The 17,383-nt window shown below is 60.4% G+C and carries 14 protein-coding genes; 12 read left to right on the top strand and 2 right to left on the bottom strand.

The window, feature by feature from the left end:
* Positions 1-22: 22 nt before the first annotated feature.
* Positions 23-502: a DUF4233 domain-containing protein gene (locus CKJ82_RS05480; RefSeq protein ID WP_095535399.1), complete on the top strand. Its 480-nt coding sequence runs from the start codon at positions 23-25 to the stop codon at positions 500-502.
* On the opposite strand, the gene CKJ82_RS05475 is transcribed toward CKJ82_RS05480, so the two are convergent.
* A complete protein-coding gene (locus CKJ82_RS05475; RefSeq protein ID WP_165765393.1) occupies positions 499-1,938 on the bottom strand; it encodes a class I adenylate-forming enzyme family protein in 1,440 nt (479 codons plus the stop codon). The genes CKJ82_RS05480 and CKJ82_RS05475 overlap by 4 nt on opposite strands.
* Before the next feature lie 28 nt (positions 1,939-1,966).
* On the opposite strand from CKJ82_RS05475, the gene CKJ82_RS11790 reads away from it, so the two are divergent.
* The 6 genes from CKJ82_RS11790 (at position 1,967) to rpmA (ending at position 8,116) form a co-directional block, all read left to right on the top strand.
* On the top strand, positions 1,967-2,290 hold the full coding sequence (locus CKJ82_RS11790) for a hypothetical protein (RefSeq protein ID WP_165765392.1): 324 nt from the start codon (positions 1,967-1,969) through the stop codon (positions 2,288-2,290).
* Positions 2,287-2,697 (top strand): nucleoside-diphosphate kinase, encoded by a 411-nt coding sequence (gene ndk / locus CKJ82_RS05470; protein ID WP_095535401.1) that lies wholly within the window; start codon positions 2,287-2,289, stop codon positions 2,695-2,697. The genes CKJ82_RS11790 and ndk overlap by 4 nt, the downstream gene beginning before the upstream one ends.
* A gap of 195 nt (positions 2,698-2,892) precedes the next feature.
* Positions 2,893-3,489, top strand: a complete 597-nt coding sequence (locus CKJ82_RS05465; RefSeq protein ID WP_158221619.1) for a TetR/AcrR family transcriptional regulator — start codon at positions 2,893-2,895, stop codon at positions 3,487-3,489.
* 266 nt (positions 3,490-3,755) lie between these two features.
* Positions 3,756-7,238 (top strand): translation initiation factor IF-2 N-terminal domain-containing protein, encoded by a 3,483-nt coding sequence (locus tag CKJ82_RS05460; RefSeq protein WP_240510702.1) that lies wholly within the window; start codon positions 3,756-3,758, stop codon positions 7,236-7,238.
* Positions 7,239-7,458: 220 nt separating this feature from the next.
* Positions 7,459-7,764 carry a 50S ribosomal protein L21 gene (gene rplU / locus CKJ82_RS05455; RefSeq protein WP_095275446.1) on the top strand — a complete coding sequence of 102 codons (306 nt, stop codon included), beginning with the start codon at positions 7,459-7,461 and terminating at the stop codon, positions 7,762-7,764.
* 25 nt (positions 7,765-7,789) lie between these two features.
* Positions 7,790-8,116 carry a 50S ribosomal protein L27 gene (rpmA, locus tag CKJ82_RS05450; protein ID WP_095275447.1) on the top strand — a complete coding sequence of 109 codons (327 nt, stop codon included), beginning with the start codon at positions 7,790-7,792 and terminating at the stop codon, positions 8,114-8,116.
* Positions 8,117-8,161: 45 nt separating this feature from the next.
* Here the strand turns inward: rpmA and CKJ82_RS11620 are convergent, their stop codons facing one another.
* Entirely contained in the window at positions 8,162-8,956 is a 795-nt protein-coding gene (locus CKJ82_RS11620; RefSeq protein ID WP_133064022.1) for a hypothetical protein, read from the bottom strand.
* 117 nt (positions 8,957-9,073) lie between these two features.
* On the opposite strand from CKJ82_RS11620, the gene CKJ82_RS05445 reads away from it, so the two are divergent.
* The 5 genes from CKJ82_RS05445 (at position 9,074) to CKJ82_RS05425 (ending at position 17,373) form a co-directional block, all read left to right on the top strand.
* Positions 9,074-12,388: an AAA family ATPase gene (locus CKJ82_RS05445; RefSeq protein ID WP_095537344.1), complete on the top strand. Its 3,315-nt coding sequence runs from the start codon at positions 9,074-9,076 to the stop codon at positions 12,386-12,388.
* Positions 12,389-12,451: 63 nt separating this feature from the next.
* A complete protein-coding gene (obgE, locus tag CKJ82_RS05440) occupies positions 12,452-13,993 on the top strand; it encodes a GTPase ObgE (RefSeq protein ID WP_095537343.1) in 1,542 nt (513 codons plus the stop codon).
* 6 nt (positions 13,994-13,999) lie between these two features.
* Complete coding sequence (gene proB / locus CKJ82_RS05435; protein ID WP_095535405.1) at positions 14,000-15,124, top strand: glutamate 5-kinase; 1,125 nt, start codon at positions 14,000-14,002, stop codon at positions 15,122-15,124.
* Between the two features lie 16 nt (positions 15,125-15,140).
* Positions 15,141-16,070, top strand: a complete 930-nt coding sequence (locus CKJ82_RS05430) for a D-isomer specific 2-hydroxyacid dehydrogenase family protein (protein WP_095537342.1) — start codon at positions 15,141-15,143, stop codon at positions 16,068-16,070.
* 1 nt (position 16,071) lies between these two features.
* Positions 16,072-17,373: a glutamate-5-semialdehyde dehydrogenase gene (locus tag CKJ82_RS05425; RefSeq protein WP_095537341.1), complete on the top strand. Its 1,302-nt coding sequence runs from the start codon at positions 16,072-16,074 to the stop codon at positions 17,371-17,373.
* Positions 17,374-17,383: the final 10 nt, after the last annotated feature.

The following is a 17,383-nucleotide window of genomic DNA, read 5'->3' as shown; positions in this document are numbered from 1 at the left end:
TTCTCAGCGATACGATGAGGGCATGGCTGACCAGAACAACACCCGGCGCTCGCGCCGCGGCGCGCGTCGCGAGCCGGATATGAGCCCCCTCGGCCCGGGCAAGGCCCCGGTCAAAGACCCGATGGCAGGCCTGACCGGCGTACTCTCCGGCACGCTCGTGATGGAAGCGATCACGATCTTCCTCATCCTCACCGTGATTCTCAAGGTTGAGAACGGGGAGCTCTGGACCACGTTTAACTGGGTCTACGTCACCGTCATCGGCCTCGCGCACGTGGTCGTTGCGTTCTTCCAGAAGAAGCCGGTGATGCTGTGGGTGGACCTGGCGCTCCAGATTCCGCTCATCTTCGGGTTTTTCATCCACTGGTCCGTCACTGCCGTCGGCATCACGTTCGGCGTGGTGTGGTTCTTCATCATCAAGCTGCGCTCGGAGATGCTGCAGCGTATGCGCGCCGGGTACCTAGTTACCCAGCACCTGGGCACTGCAGAAGACCCGGCGCGCTAGTCTGCGTGCGGCAGGTCGCGCAGCTGGGTGCGGAGGATTTTCCCGGCTGCGCTACGGGGGATCTCTTCGACAAAATCTACGACGCGCACCTTCTTGTACGGCGCGACCCGGTCAGCCACGAACCGCATGACACCGTCGGCTGTGAGGCGGGCAGACGTGGCTGCCGGTGAGGGTGCGGGCACGACGAAGGCGCGGGGGACCTCGGTGCCATTGAGCACAAAGGGGGTGACGGCGGCGTCGACAATTGCTTCATGCTCTAGCAGCGTGGCCTCCAGCTCGGCCGGAGCGATCTGGTAGCCCTTGTATTTGATCGTGTCTTTGGCGCGTCCGATGATGTAGAGCTCGCCGTGCGTTCCCACGCGCGCGAGGTCCCCGGTTTGAAACCATTCACCGATCGGCTCTTGCCCGAGGTAGCCGCGCATGAGCTGTGGCCCGGCGACGGATAATTCACCGTCGGAACCGATGCGGAAGCGGGTATCGGGGAGCGGGAACCCCACAGAGTCCGGAGGCGTTTCGCCGCGCACGCCAACAAAGGTGACCGGCGACGTCTCGGTCATTCCGTACCCCTGGATCACGCTCGCGCCCAGTCGCGACTCCACCGTTCGTGCCACCGTGGGGTCGAGTCGATCCGCGCCGCTGATGATCAGTTCGAGTGCGTTGAAGGCATCGGCCGGGGCGGTATCGAGGACGCGCGCGAGCGGCGGGGCGATGAATGTGAGCTGCACGGCGAAATCGCGGTGCGCGCTCACAAAGCGCTCCGGATCAAAGCGCTGCATCGTGAGCACGTGATGCCCCAGCATGAGCGGGGTGAGCAGCAGCGCGGTCAAGCCATAGATGTGTGAGAAGGGCAGCGGCGACATCGTTGGGGTGTGAGTACCCACCCCACTTCGTGCAATCGCTGCAGCAAACTGGGTCATGTTTGCGCTTACCGACGCCCCCGTCAACCCCACCGCCTTCTGCATCCCCGTGGTGCCCGACGAGTACGGAACGAAGGCGAGCTCTTGTGCATTCGCAGCACTGACTGCGGGCGTGTGGTTAGCAGCGTCGCGGCGTGGCCAACCGGCGGGAGTCGTGCCGCGTATCAGCGCTTGCGCCTGCTCCATCCGGATGAGGCCGAGTTGTGGGTCTGCGCCGGCGAGCTCGGCGAGATGTCTCGCTTCATGGTTGCGAAGTAGCGGGCCGATCAGACTGGACGCTGCACCCGCCTGGGCGATGCCGAGGATCACGGCCGCAAACTCCACCGAGTTTGGGAGTTGGACCGCGATGACGGGGGAGGGTGATGTTGTGGCGTGGGCCAGTACGTGCGAGACGTTGTTAGCGAGTGTGCGGAGCTCGCGGTAGGTCACCGTCGTGCTCGTGGACAGGTCTGTCAACGCGGGTGCGTCAGGAAGGCCTTGGCTAAGCGCGAGCTCATGGAGCGGAACATGCTGGTACATCCCCCTAAACCTTAGTAGCTTGGAGGGCATGCGATTCTTCCTGCTGGTGCTTGCTGCGGTGATGTCGCTTGTCGCCGTTGGTGCGTCGTTGTTTGCGTGGCCGAGTTGGGTCGGCGCCGCTGCGATCGTGATCGCGGGCGGTGCTTTGGCATTTGCGCTGTACATGAAGTATCAGGACATGGGTGCCCCGGATCTTTCGCTTGACCCGGAACAGCGTACGACAATTATGCGGATGATCCGTGAAGGAAATGAAGATGGAGCGGTTCGGCAGGTGCAGTTGTGGAAGCGTGACGCGACGCCCGCAGATGCATCGCGCATCGTGCGAGAGGTTTCGGTAGAGTCTGGTCCATGACCGAACGTACTTTGATTCTTATTAAGCCGGACGGCGTTGCCCACGGGCACGTCGGTGAAATCATTTCCCGCATCGAGCGCAAGGGCTTGAAGCTGGTGGAGATGGATCTGCGTACCGCGGACCGCGAGACCGCCGAGAAGCACTACGAAGAGCACAAGGATAAGCCGTTCTTCGGTGACCTCGTAGACTTCATCACCTCTGCGCCGCTGGTTGCTGGCATCGTTGAGGGCGAGTCTGCGATCGCTGCCTGGCGCCAGCTGGCAGGCGGCACCCACCCGGTGGAGAAGGCGACCCCGGGTACCATCCGTGGCGACTTCGCGCTGACCGTCGGTGAGAACGTGGTGCACGGTTCCGATTCCCCGGAATCTGCAGAGCGTGAGATCGCCATCTGGTTCCCCAACAAGTAACCAACCACACCAAACTTTCGACAACGCTACCCCCGGAAGAGCGCATCCTGGGGTAGCGTTTTTCTATGCTTTCCTGGGCAAAACTCGTAAATCATTCAGTTGATTTATTGCGACTCAATACATATGTCACAATGCATAGGAAAGCGTCACGCTGCGATGAGTCCATCGTATGCTTTATCGGAGAAAGGCTCGGAGATGGTCAACGACAAGCCAGAGCAAGAACGTGCAAAAGCGAAGCGCGCGTCTATTGAAAAGGCCACGATTGATCTTCTCCTGCAGGAGGGAATGTCCTCAGTCACTCATCGGCACGTGGCCGCGCGTGCTGGGGTGCCGGTTGGCTCGATTGGTTACTACTACGAGAGCCGTGAGAAGCTCATCCAGACGTGCTTTGAGCGATTCCACGCCGTACAGGCGGCGATCCTCGAGGAGGCGCTGAAGGACCCCAAGATTCGAGAAGATCGGCGTGAGCTCGCTGCAGCGACGCTGGATCTTGTGACCTGTGGGCACCGAGACTGGGTGCGCGGGATTATTTCCGCAACCGTCGATGCCGAGCGCGAGGCGCCCGCGTTGCAGGAGATGGTCAAAGAGCAGTTTTACGAGGCAGTCAACGCCATCGACGCACTGCTCAAGTACGCGGGCGTTACCAACGCGGACGGCGAAGCAATTCTCGGAGCAATTGTTGGGTCATCCCTTGTTGTTGCGGGTTGGGATAAACCAGTCGTCGAAACAACTATTGGCGGAGTTGTGCGCTTCCTCGAGCTTGCGGAGGGGCCGCAGAGCGAGAACCACTAGCGGTTGGTCAAGAGGACTGACCGTGGACAGGGCGGGGTAAACGCGCGGGGCGGGGGCCTGTGCCACAATAGATGGCAAGCATCGCGTCGTTGACGTCCTTGACGATATTCACGTTGTTGACGTTGTTGACGCCGCGCGTGCTGACAAACTTTGACATTGAAGTCCCGCGCATTCGCGCGGCACTGTGCGGCGGCGGCAGGAAGTGCCAGCGCCCGGTGCCCGGCGCAGAAGCTGTGCGGGCAGACGCATAACAGGAGAATAGGTTCGTGGCACAGAACGAGGAATCCACGCCAAAGAAGCGCCGCAGCACGAAGGCGACGGCGAAGAAGTCGACAAAGCCGGCCAAGAAATCGACAAAGAAGTCAACAAAGAAGGCTCCTGCGAAGCGCGAACAGCCAGCCAATGAGCCAACGGTCAACCCCTACGCGACGTTTGACCGCTCTCGCCTCAAGGACAAGATGCGCGTCTTCCAGTTGGCCAAAGAGCTCAACGTGCCTTCGAAAGACCTGGTCGTTGCGCTGTCGGACATGGGAGTAGTCAAGGTAGCGCAGTCCTCGCTCACTCGCGCGGAGAGCGAGCAGCTTCTCGACGCACTGTCTCCCGACACCAACGCACCCCAATCAAGCGACGCTGGGGACGAGTCTTCCGACGCGGACGAGAAGATCCGACACCGCGTACGCAAAGACGTAGAGAACGAGATCCACCAAATTGAGGACAAGGTCAATGCCGAGTTGGCCACCGCAGATGAACCGGGCACGGATCCGAGCGGCGATGCTTCCGACGAGCCGCTTACTGACGTGGAACCTGACGTGACGCCGGCGCCAGAGGACGAGTCGGTCACCGAGTACGCTCCGCTGTTCAAGGCTCCGACTCGTTCGCAGCGTCGACGCGCTCGTCGTGCAGCGCAAGCTGCCCGTGCCGCTGACCGCGAGGTGGCAGAAGGATCCGACGGACTGGATGACTCGGACGCCTCATCTTCTGATTCTGGGGACGGTACCTTGCGCACAGCGGAAGGAAGCTCTGCGGACTCCGCGCGCAGCGAGCGGCAGAAACGGAACCGCGGCAACGCAAAGGCGAGCAAGGCCAGCGATTCACGTGGGCAGGAAACCGCTGATGGTGCAGAGCGTGGCGTCGATACGCAAGAGGCTGAGCAGATAGACGAACCGAAGGCGATCAAGGGATCGGCTCGTCTGGAAGCGAAGCGACGTCGCCGCAGTGAGCGGAGCGCGGAGGAGCGTAAGCGCTCGCGCATCGTCAGCCAGGCAGAGTTTCTTGCGCGCCGCGAATCCGTTCAGCGCACCATGGTGGTGCGGGACCGCGAGCGGCACTATGGCACGGGAATGGTGACACAGGTCGGGGTGCTCGAGGACGGCCTGCTTGTTGAGCACTTTGTTGACACAGAAGACCAGGTCACCATGGTTGGCAACATCTACCTTGGGCGCGTGCAAAACGTGCTGCCCAGCATGGAAGCCGCGTTTATTGACTACGGACAAGGCCGAAACGGTGTGCTGTACGCGGGCGAAATCGACTGGAAGTCTGCTGGACTCGGGGGTCGCGCGCGACGAATTGAAAACGCGCTGAAGTCCGGCGACCAGGTCGTTGTTCAGGTCACCAAAGACCCGGTTGGGCATAAGGGCGCCCGTCTGACGACCCAAATTTCGTTGGCGGGGCGGTTCCTTGTCTATGTTCCGGGAGGACGGACAGCCGGGATCTCCCGCAAACTTCCGGCCCCGGAGCGTAAGCGCTTGAAGGAGATCCTCCACAAGGTTGTACCCGGGGAGGGTGGGGCGATCATCCGCACCGCTGCCGAAAACATCACTGAGGAAGCTATTGCGGCGGACGTGCAGCGCCTTCACAGCCAGTGGGAGGAGATCAAGGAACTCGCCGAACGTGAGAAGAAGTCTCATGGCGCGAAGCCGGTGACCCTTTATGAGGAGCCGGCACTATTGATCAAGGTCGTGCGGGATCTTTTTAACGAGGACTTCAATAAACTCATCGTTGACGGCAAGAAGTCGTACAAAACTATTCGCGCGTACGTTGAATCCGTCGCGCCTGACTTGCTCGGACGCGTCAAGAAGTACCGCAGCAAGAAGCACGATGGACGCGATGCTTTTGAGACGTACCGCGTGGATGAGCAACTCGAAAAGGCTTTGGCTCGGAAGGTGTGGCTGCCGTCCGGTGGCACCTTGATCATCGAACACACCGAGGCACTGACGGTTATCGACGTCAACACCGGCAAGTACACCGGATCCGGCGGAAACCTCGAGGAAACGGTGACGAAAAACAACCTCGAAGCAGCCGAGGAGATTGTTCGCCAAATCCGCCTGCGCGACATCGGCGGCATGATCATCATCGACTTCATCGACATGATCCTGCCGGAGAACCAAGAATTGGTTGTTCGACGTCTCAAGGAATCACTGGGGCGCGACCGCACCCGCCACAATGTCTCCGAGGTAACTTCTCTGGGTTTGGTACAGCTCACTAGAAAGCGTCTTGGGAATGGTCTTCTTGAGACGTTCTCCGTACCCTGCCATTGCTGCGACGGTCGAGGCATTCTGCTGACCGAAGATCCAGTTGTTGAAGAGAAGCGAGCGCGATACGGGCGCGTCGATTCCAGGCGACTCCCGACCGGGCAGCACCCTGCGGCCAGAGCGATGCATCCTGCGCTCTCCGAGGCACCGAAACCCGTAGAGAAGGCGCTGGATGACGAGGCCATCGACGAATTGGCGGATGCCGTTGTGGCGGCAGAAAAGGAGAAGGAGGACGAGCCGAAGACTTCGTCGAGGCGACGCGGTCGTCGCGGCTCCGGTCGAGGTCGTGGCCGAAATCGTTCGCAAGCGCCTGAGCAGAACGCACTAGGTGCCGGGGAGCACCAAGATCAGCGCGGCAGTGAGGAAAACACTGTTCTTAGCTCGGAGCCAACAGAGAACGCCGGCGTCAACGAGGGCGGTAGTGAAACCACGCAGTCCGAAAGTGGCAATGAGCGTGGTGGACGCAACAGGCGCAGGCGACGTCAAGCGCAGCGAAAGAATGCGAAGGCCGAGCACTCGAAGACAGTTGGGGCGTCGGGCGGAGCTTCCGGGGATGCCGGCGACAACAACGACCACGAAGACGCGCCGGCGCAGCGAACCTCGCGAGCAGGGCGATCCAAAAGGCGTCGCAGCGCTCGGAGAGCAGCGACCCGTAGCACCTCGAGCGAGACTGAAGCTCCTGCGCACGGAGAAAACGAGAACACTGGGAACTCGCGGCAGAGCTTTGAAGATGCAATGGCGGACTTTGAGAAGTCACCGCGTCGTCGACGGAAGACCCGGGGCAACTCTCGCTCCGATCAACGGCCGCAACGCAACGAGTGGGACGACGATTCGCAGGCGAGTGAAGCCCAGCAACCTGTAAGGCGAGGCACGACAGATCAGTCTGGAACGCGAGACCGAGGGGCGAGCGCCGATGAATTGACGGGGAATCGTGGGAGCGCCGAAACTTCCCGTGATGCCTCTGGAGGCCGTCGTCGCCGTCGAGCGGTACGGCGGACGAATCGGAGTGTGTCGTCCGAGGATGGTTCCGCGCCCGACCCCCGACAAGATGGCGGGCTTAACGCTCGCAATGCCGGCGCCCATGGGGACACCAGCCGCCAACGCGGCACCCGTGGACACGAAGGTAAGGACAAGGACTCGGAGCAGCATGGTGAGGAGGCAGGACGCCAGCGAAGCCGGCGCGGCCGCCGACGGGCCGCACGCAAGCGCCGCTCCTAGCGCCCGAGGTCGTTGAGGCACAGCGCCCCAGGTCGCGGTTTGGAGAAACGCCCCGGTTCGGTGTAGTCTTTGGCAGTCGTTGTTTTTGGGGCGTGCCGCCTCGTTGCCCAAGCATGCGGGCACGGCGGATCGATCAGGTCCTGAAGCACTGAAATGAAGTTCCATGCGTCCACCGAAGCATGCCGGCGGATGCGCGAGTAGAGATAAGGGGTAACCCTCTATGTACGCGATCGTCAAGACCGGCGGCAAGCAGTACAAGGTTGCCGAAGGCGACCTCGTCAAGGTCGAGAAGCTGGAGGGTGAAGCAGGCGACAAGGTTGCACTCACCCCGATCCTTCTCGTTGATGGCGCAGACGTCACCTCCGGCGCAGATGCACTGTCCAAGGTCAATGTTGAGGCTGAGATCGTCGAGCACGGCAAGGGCAAGAAGATCGACATCCTCAAGTACAAGAACAAGACCGGTTACAAGGTCCGCCAGGGCCACCGCCAGCAGCTGACCACGGTCAAGATCACTGGTATCAAGTAAGACTTAATTTTAAGGAGATAGACAAATGGCACACAAGAAGGGTGCATCCAGCTCCTCGAACGGTCGTGACTCTGAGTCCAAGCGCCTCGGCGTGAAGCGCTTTGGTGGCCAGCAGGTCAAGGCCGGCGAGATCCTCGTCCGTCAGCGCGGTACCAAGTTCCACCCGGGCGACAACGTCGGCCGTGGCGGGGACGATACCCTGTTCGCACTGAAGCCGGGCGCTGTCCAGTTCGGCATCAAGCGTAAGCGTCGCATCGTGAACATCATCCCGGCCGATGGTGAGGGCGTTGCCTCCGAGGTCCTGGAGCAGGCAGAGGCTGCAGGCGTCGTTGAGGACGAAGCCACCGCGTAAGCCAAAGTTGGCAACACGCTAGGCCGTGTGGCCCCGATTTCGGGGCTACGCGGCTTTTTGCATGCCTGGAGAATCTGCCGGAACGGTGGTGTGACCTGGAGGGCCATATCCCTCGGCTACAAGCGTAATGCGGCCTAATGAGATCAACTCGCGGTCGGCGAAATCGGATCCGTGAACTACTGATCCATCCGCGAGCCGCACCCCGGTGGAACAGGCGCTTCCTTTCATAATGGCCTGCAAGTCACTCATCGGCATAACCGCGTGCGCGCGATCTTCTGCCGAGTGATCCTGCCTTTTTCCGCACAGCCAAAGAATTGGATCAAGTGGATCACCGGTTTTATTGGTGCCGCTCCTGAGCGTATTGACGACATCCTCTAGAGCGCTGGAATCGCCTGTAAACGTCACAGTCGTCTTCGCGCCGGAGCGCCTTACTCGCACCCCGTCCTGGGGGCTCTGGGTCGGTTGATATGCCTTCTTGATTCTCCGCGCTGTGCGACGGACAACGTCTGTGTCACCTGCAGTATTGCAGAGTTCTACGCGGAATTTCCACCGCTGTGTCGGATCTTTAATACTGCGAGAAGCACGGAAAATGAGCGCTAAAGTTTCGACGCAATGTTGGTTGTTCGCTGCGTACTTTCGGCACCGTTTCTGGTATCTCGTGTGCACTACCGGGCGAAAGAGCAGCTCCGCGAGGTCGAGCACATCCATCGCGTAGTCCTCTGGCATCCCTAGTTGAACGAGCTCGCCGAGTGTTTTATTTGATCTGGCAACCCACTCGGCGAGTTTGATGCCATTGCGACGGAACATAAAGTATTTGCTAATTTCGTTTGAGTAGTCCATACGGCGAAACTACCGAAACGTTGTGCGGGTTGTCAAGGGGTTGCGAAAATGCATAGTGGGCGCACAAGCATGCGGGGCTGACGTAAAGTGGAGCAGAATTCGCGAAAAGGAGTGTAGATGCAGGCAACCACGCACGATGATCTCGCAACCCTACTTGAGCAGCTTCCTTTGGGTGGAACACTGACGGTAACACCTGGGGAGTACTCAGTCGGAACACTTCGCGTTGTGGGGCGCACCGTGCAGGCGAGTGGTCGGGGTGTAATCTTCCACGGTCGCGTCGTACTTGCCGATGGTGCGGCATTAGTTGGTGTGAGCGTGATGGGGCCGAATGAGGCTAACGCCGTCATTTGTAACCGTGGACAAGCAACCCTGAGCTACTGCACTGTGCGAATCCCGGCAGTTTCGACGTACCCTGCTGTCGGGGCCAAAGATGCGCAGCTCAACGTGGTGAATTCTGATGTACGTGGCAGCGACGCTAAGAAGGCGATCCTTGGCGCGCAAAATGCTCAAATCGCAGTTGAACGATCCCACACCGACGCGCTCGAAATTCTTTCAAATGTGAGTGCAACGATCGCTTCGTCCACAGTGGGGACCCTCATCATTAATAAGGGCGGACGTGCCCACCTCGGCGAAGGCGTAGCCATCAAGACTCCGGCAGGTAAGAGAATTGCAGCTGTCGCTGGCGGAGGTGTGCTCGAGGGGCAGCGCGCGCACGTCGATACGAGCCGCCCCGAGATCTTTGTGAAGGACGCTACGGTCCGGATTCCGCAGATGAGCAGCCAAACTGGAGAGCGCATTACCGTCAAGGCTTCCGGTGGCGCGACGGTTGATGTTGATCAGAGCTCATGCGTCGTGGAGCGGGAGAGCGCTGACGAAACAGAAGTTCGGTGGAGTGCTTCCGAAGGTGCGGACTTTGACCGCGTTGTAGCCCCAAGGCTTGCGCCAGAGGCGACGGTGATTCTTGAAGCCGGGGAGTACCGGATGCAGTCGGTGCCGGAAAAGATGCGGCACTTCACAATTCGAGGGGCTGGTCGCGACGAAACCACGATCGCGGTCACCGGCGCGCTTTGCGCGAAAAACGGCGGCACCGTGCGCATTGAGGACGCAACGATTCTGCAGGCAGATGGGCAAAACTGCTTCAACGTGTTTGACCAGTCGTTTGGCGAGCTAGTTCGTACGCGTGTCGTCACCGCGCAACGGTCGAGCAATATGCCCGCCATTTTTGCCAGGGGCAGAAGGCTCTTGCTTGAGGATGCGATTGTTGAATCTCCCGCGGGTGTAACAAATGCGACGCTCTCGGTGAGCGGAGGGGAACTTGTGGCCAAGCGGTCATTTCTCGGGTGGTCGCAGATTCTCGACGGTGTGCTGGCCGTATTTGAAAACACGCGAGCGTTCTCGATCATGGCTGAAAACTCGCGGCTATCTGGTTCCTTGGTGCTCCACCCGTCGATGGCAAACTTCCGCCAGCTCGTCCTCCAAAACGGCAGTCGAGGCGAGTTCGATGAGCTCACTCTCTTTGCCTCCTACGGTGAGTTTCTGGTCAATGGCTCCGTGCTCAGCGTCGAAGATACAAAGCTCACGCAGGGCGCGCAGATTGCAATCTACTCCCAAAATGGCAGCCAGGTGGACGTCGACGTTGCTGCCGTATTCGAAAGCGTCGATGGACAATGGAAGCAGGTCCAGGCGCCCACGCCGGTTAACGGGCCCACGTCAGCAAACTCGGGGAAGAGCGGTCAAGTCAGCGGAAGTTCCCAAGGAAGCGGCGCTGCTGGGGCTGTCGCCTCGGCACCTGGCGATCCGATGGCGCAGATCAACGAGCTCATCGGCCTTGCGAGCGTGAAGCGGCAGATCGCCTCCTTTATGGACCGCGTGAAATTCAATCAGCGCCGCAATGAGCTTGGCCTCGCGTCCGAGCCTGTGGTTATGCACTCCATGTTCCTCGGTAATCCGGGTACAGGTAAAACGACCGTCGCTCGCCTTCTTGGCCAGGCGCTGTACAGCGCAGGAGCGGTGCGCACGAACACTTTCGTCGAGGTTGGACGTGCGGACCTCGTTGCGGAGCACATTGGTGGCACCGCCCAGAAGACGAACAAAGTGCTTGAAGAAGCCCGCGGCGGCGTCCTTTTTGTGGACGAGGCCTACGACCTTCACTCTGAGGGAGGCAATGACTTTGGTAAGGAAGCCGTGAATGCGATCCTGACATTTATGGAGAACAACCGCGAAGACATCGTGATTATCTTTGCAGGTTACACAGACAAAATGCAGGACTTCCTCTCAATGAACCCCGGTTTGAAGTCCCGCATTCCGAACCGGTTTGACTTTGAGGACTACTCCGCCGACGAGCTTGCACAGATCGGTGCGGCGAGCTTGGCAAAGAAGGGCTACACCTTTGATGAGGAAGCGTTGCATTCGGCGATCCGCCGTCAGTATCGACGTTCCGGCGACGGTTCGAATGGCCGTTGGGCGAGAAACTTCGAGGATAAGCTCATCAGCTCCATTAGTAGTCGACTTGCACGCGAATACGCGGGTGATCTGTCGAAGGTGACGAATGAGGAAATTACGAGCGTGACTGACGCCGATATTCGCGCGGTTTCGGGCGGAGAATCGAGTGGTCAGCGTGTCGAAGAGCTGTTGGATCAGCTGGAGAGCCTGATTGGCCTCGAAGAGGTCAAGCAGTGGGCGGCCGAATTGGTGCGCGTTGCGGAAACGAATCAGCGCCTCGAAGCGCAAGGTCTGCAGACGTCGTCGCCGACCTACCACATGGTCTTTTCTGGCAACCCGGGTACTGGCAAGACGACCGTTGCGCGTATCGTGGCGGAAATTTTCCACGCACTCGGCATTCTGGAATCCCCCACTGTCAAGGAAGTCACGCGGTCTGACCTCGTCGGATCGGTGATTGGCGCGACTGAAAAGCAGACCACCCGTGCGCTGGATGAAGCGCTCGGCGGCGTCCTGTTCATCGACGAGGCCTACCAGCTCACCGCAGCAGGCGGCGCTAACGATTTCGGCCTGCAAGCCGTGGAGACACTGCTTCCTCGCCTGGAGAATGACCGGAGCAAGTTCATCGCCATTCTTGCCGGTTACACCAAGGAGATGGACGAGTTCATGAATGCAAACCCAGGCTTGCGTTCGCGTATCCCGAACTCCATTGAGTTCCCCGATTACTCGCCCGTCGATGTCGCGCGCATTGTGGAAGCAAGCATCACCGGCAGGGGCTGGCTTGTCGACGCTGACTTGCTCACCGCTACTGTCGTCGCAGCCTACGAAGCACTTCCGCCCGTGGAGCGAAGCAATGGTCGCTGGGCCCGCAATTTTGCGGACCGGCTAGAGCACCAGCACAAGCTGTGGATCAGTCAGAACAATGTGTCCGGTGAGGAGCTTCGTCGAATTTCAGACGACACCGTTCGCGCGGTGGCGGGTATCGGCGAGTAGTCGATCCCCGACCCGGTACCCTGCAAGTGAGAAGCACGAAATCACGGAAAGGCGGGCGTAACCATGGCGCAGTTTGTTGATCGTGCGGTTCTGCACCTGCAAGCGGGCGACGGCGGGCACGGTTGTGTCTCCGTGCACCGCGAAAAGTTCAAGCCACTCGGTGGGCCGGACGGCGGCAACGGTGGACACGGTGGGGACATTGTCCTCGAGGTGTCGACCCAGGTGCACACGCTGCTCGACTTTCAGTACCGGCCGCATGTGAAGGCTGAACGTGGTGCAAACGGCGAGGGTGATCACCGCAATGGTGCCCGGGGCGAAGACCTCATCCTCCATGTGCCCGTCGGCACTGTCGTACGCAGTGAAGATGGCGAGATACTTGCCGACCTCACCGTTCCGGGGACGAAGTTTATTGCCGCAGAAGGCGGTTTTGGCGGGCTAGGTAATGCAGCACTGGCCACCGCGAAGAGGAAGGCCCCGGGGTTCGCACTGAAGGGGGAACCTGGTGAAGCGCATGATCTCATTCTTGAGCTGAAGTCTGTCGCAGATGTGGGCTTGGTGGGTTTCCCATCGGCCGGTAAGTCATCCCTCATTTCAGTACTGTCCGCTGCGAAGCCGAAAATTGCGGACTACCCGTTCACCACACTTGCGCCCAATCTCGGCGTGGTCGACGTCGGCGACGACACGTTTACCATCGCCGACGTGCCGGGACTTATTCCGGGTGCCAGCGAAGGGAAGGGGCTCGGTCTTGATTTCCTTCGCCACATCGAGCGAACCGCCGTGCTCATTCACGTGGTCGATGTTGCGTCACTTGAGCCTGGGCGCGATCCGATCTCGGATATTGAAGCACTCGAGGCTGAGCTTGATAGCTACGCCGAGGCACTCGACCACGATTCCGGGCTCGGGGACCTTCGCCAACGGCCAAGGGTCATCGTGCTGAACAAGTTGGATATTCCCGACGCGGCGGAGCTTGCAGAGTTCCTGCTCAGTGACATCAAGGACAAGTTTGATTGGCCGGTGTACTTCGTGTCCACAGTGACTCGCGCGGGGCTCGAAGAGCTGAAGTGGGCGATGTGGGACGTTGTGAAGAAGTCGCGTGACGCGCAGCGTAAAGCAGCTCGAAAGGCCGCCGGTGCGAGCGGCAACGCACTGGGCGCGGAGCCGCAGATCATCCGACCACGCGCAGTGGGGAGAAATGGGCGGTCCGGTTCCGGCATCACTGTCGAGCGCGATCCGCTGTACCCCGAGGGCTGGATTGTTACGGGCGAGAAAGCTGAGCGATGGATCCGGCAAACCGACTTTGACAACGACGAGGCAGTGGGCTATCTCTCCGACCGTCTGGAAAAGGCTGGTGTTGAGGACGAGCTCCGTCGGATCGGCGCCAAGGAGGGCGATACGGTCACGATCGGTGAAATCTCGTTTGATTGGGAACCGATGCGTGGCGGCGACCCGACACTTGCTGGCCGCGGTGGCGACGCTCGCCTCTACGACACGAATCGCGTCTCCGCGGCAGAACGCAAGCGTGCCTCGCAGGCTCGCCGTGGCCTGATCGATGAGTTTGATTACGGCGACGGTGAAGAAGCCGAGCGGAAGCGCTGGGAGGGCTAGCAACCCATGGCCTCTGAATCCCAGCTGCGTGCACAAATTGCTGCGGCGCGCCGGGTCGTGGTGAAGATTGGTTCGAGTTCCTTAGTCAATGAGGATTCGGCAGTCAGCACTGCGAAAATCGACGCGCTCGTGGATGCAATGCATGCACGTATGAGCACGGGAACAGACATCATCGTCGTCTCGTCTGGTGCTGTTGCGGCCGGCTGCAAGCCGCTGGGTCTGCACCAGCGTCCGCGCGATCTGGCGACCAAGCAGGCCGCCTCAGCAGTGGGACAAGTCCATCTTGCTCAGGCTTGGGGGTCGTCTTTTGCACGCTACGGGCGAACCACCGGCCAGGTGCTGCTGACGCAAGCAGACGCAGGGGCACGCGAGCGTGCGCGCAACGCGCAGCGGACCATTGACCGGCTGCGGCAGCTTGGCACGGTGCCAATCGTGAACGAGAACGATACGGTCGCCACGACAGAAATGCGATTTGGTGATAACGACAGGCTCTCGGCCATCGTAGCCACGCTGACTTCGTCGGACGCACTCGTGCTCTTGTCCGACGTCGACGGGTTGTATGACCGAAACCCCTCCGACCCCAATGCAACGTTCATCAGTGAGGTTCGCAGTGGCCGCGACCTTGAGGGAGTCGCTGCGGGCGACGGAGGCGCGTTCGGAACCGGGGGTATGGCGGCCAAAGTGTCGGCGGCACGGCTCGCGGCGCGGGGTGGGGTACCGGTGTTGTTGACGTCGGCAAGCAATATTGACCAGGCGCTCGGTCCGGCCGATTGCGGGACGGTATTCCATACACGACCGGAATCGCAGTTACGGGCGTGGAAGTTCTGGGCGCTCTATGCTGCAGACGCAGAGGGCGTGCTGCGCTTGGACGCCGGCGCGGTTGACGCGGTGACTCGGGGTGGGACGAGTTTGCTCGCGGTGGGTATTACTGATGTCGAGGGCGATTTTCACGCAGGCGACATTGTAGAGATCCTCGGCCCTGACTCCGAGGTCGTTGGGCGCGGTGAAGTTGCATTTGATGCTGCAGAACTCCATGGGATGTTGGGCAAGCACACTACCGAGCTGGAAGAAAACAAGCGTCGGCCGGTAGTGCATGCGGACTACCTTTCTCAGTACGCGAGCCGCCTGTAGCGATTACTGTGGGGGCATGAAGTACGCATTTTTGCCCTCACCGTGGAAAGAGTCCGCGGACCACCTGCGCGCAGCTGGTCATGAAATGGTCGACCTTTCGGAGAACCCTGACTTGCTAATCTTCCGCGGCGGAGCGTCGGATTTCCCCGCTGAACTGCCGGAAAGCGTCAAGGTCGTGCAGATTGGTTACGCGGGTGTTGAGCAGCTGCTTGAAGTTGGAATTCTTGCCCGCCACGCTGGGTGCGGTGTCCGTTTCGCCAACGCAGCTGGAATCTACGACGACACGGTTGCAGAAGCGACGCTGGCACTGCTCCTCGCTGTGCTCCACCGCCACAAGGCAGTGTCTCGCGAGTGGAACCAGGAGCAACTCTTTGGCGAAACTGAGTACCTTTTTGACGCGAAGAAGGTCGCGATCATCGGCGCGGGTGGCATCGGGAAGAAGCTCATCGAATTTACCGCGCCGTTCGGCGTCGAAATTACCGCGGTGAATCGGTCAGGCCGTGACGTCAGTGGGGCTGATCGCACCGTTGCCATGGGGGATGTCGAAGCGATGGAAGTTGTGTGGTCCGAATCCGACTGTGTCGTTCTCCTGGCGCCACTGACTCCGGAAACTCGGCACTTGGTTGATGCCACGGTGCTGGCGAAGATGCGGAACAACGCGGTGATCGTCAACGTAGGGAGGGGAGCGCTGATTGATACGGAGGCGCTGACAACAGCCCTGCAAGACGGCGCTATTGCGGGTGCCGGCTTGGATGTGACGGACCCCGAACCGCTGCCTGCAGACCATCCGCTCTGGGAGATGGATAATGTGGTGATTACACCCCACACTGCGAACATTCCGCGCTTCATGGCCCGCCGGGTTGGCGCGCTTGCGGCCAGAAACTGGGAGTTATTTGCCGCGGGCGAATCGATGAGCACCGAAGTCGACGTCGAGGCGGGATACTAGGATGAGTGGAAACACAACAGCGGATGGCACTGCCCAATCCGGTTACGAAACGGTGTCCGTGGAGGAGCTTGCGCGTGAAGCGAAGCGGGTCGCGCCGCTGCTTGCGAAAGTATCGACCGCGGTGAAGAACCGCGTTCTCATTGCTGCCGCGGGTGCTCTGGTAGAGCGAGTGGACGAAATCCTGGCCGCCAACGAGAAGGACATCGAGGCGGCGCGCGCCAACGGTACGTCAGAGGCCATGGTGGACCGCCTGGCGCTCAGCCAACAGCGTGTCGAGGCGATGGCTGCCGGCCTGGAGCAGGTGGCGAACCTCAGCGATCCCATCGGCGAGGTGCTCCGAGGGCATACGATGCCTAACGGCATCCGCATGCGACAGGTTCGCGTTCCACTCGGGGTGATGGGCGTGGTCTACGAAGCGCGGCCCAACGTCACCGTTGACGCATTCGGGTTGGCGTTGAAGGCAGGCAACGCTGCGCTTTTGCGGGGCTCGAAGTCGGCGGTTCATTCCAACTCCGCCTTGGTGAACATTATCCAGGACGCCCTCCACCAGTTCGACCTTCCGCGCGAAACGGTGCAACTCCTGCCGTGTGAAAGCCACGATTCGGTGCAGGAGCTCATCACCGCGCGCGGTCTGGTGGACGTTGTCATTCCGCGCGGTAGCGTGGCGCTTATCGATGCAGTCGTTCAAAACGCCACTGTTCCGACTATTGAGACCGGTACCGGCAATTGTCACTTTTACATTGACCGTGACGCCCAACTCGACGACGCCATCGCAATGCTTCTGAATGGCAAAACCCGCCGGTGCTCCGTATGTAACGCGACGGAGACAGTGCTTATCGACGCCGCGCTCCCGGATGCAGACAAACTCCGAATCGTCCAATCATTGCAGGAAGCGGGGGTGACGGTGCACGGCGACGTCGAAAAGCTTGGCGCGTTTCAGGCGCAAGGAATTATTGAGGCTACCGAGGCTGATTGGGCTGAGGAGTACCTTTCGATGGACATTGCGTGCGCCGTGGTTGAGAGCGTCGACGGTGCGATTCAGCACATCGCTGCGTACAGCAGCGGGCACACCGAGGCGATCGCGTCGCTGAACGCGTCGACGCTGCAGCAGTTTGCCGATTCGGTCGATGCTGCGGCAGTCGTGCTGAACGCTTCGACTGCCTTTACTGATGGCTTTGAATACGGAATGGGCGCAGAGATTGGTATCTCGACCCAGAAGTTGCACGCGCGCGGACCGATGGCACTTCCCGAGCTGACCAGCACAAAGTGGATCTTGGAGGGGGCTGGTCAGACCCGCCCGTGATCGTAATGAG

Origin of the sequence: Corynebacterium gottingense, assembly GCF_002285125.1 — a bacterium.
Taxonomy (GTDB): Bacteria; Actinomycetota; Actinomycetes; order Mycobacteriales; family Mycobacteriaceae; genus Corynebacterium; species Corynebacterium gottingense.
Note: the sequence above shows the minus strand (reverse complement) of the source record. Positions and strands in the feature narration are given on the sequence as shown.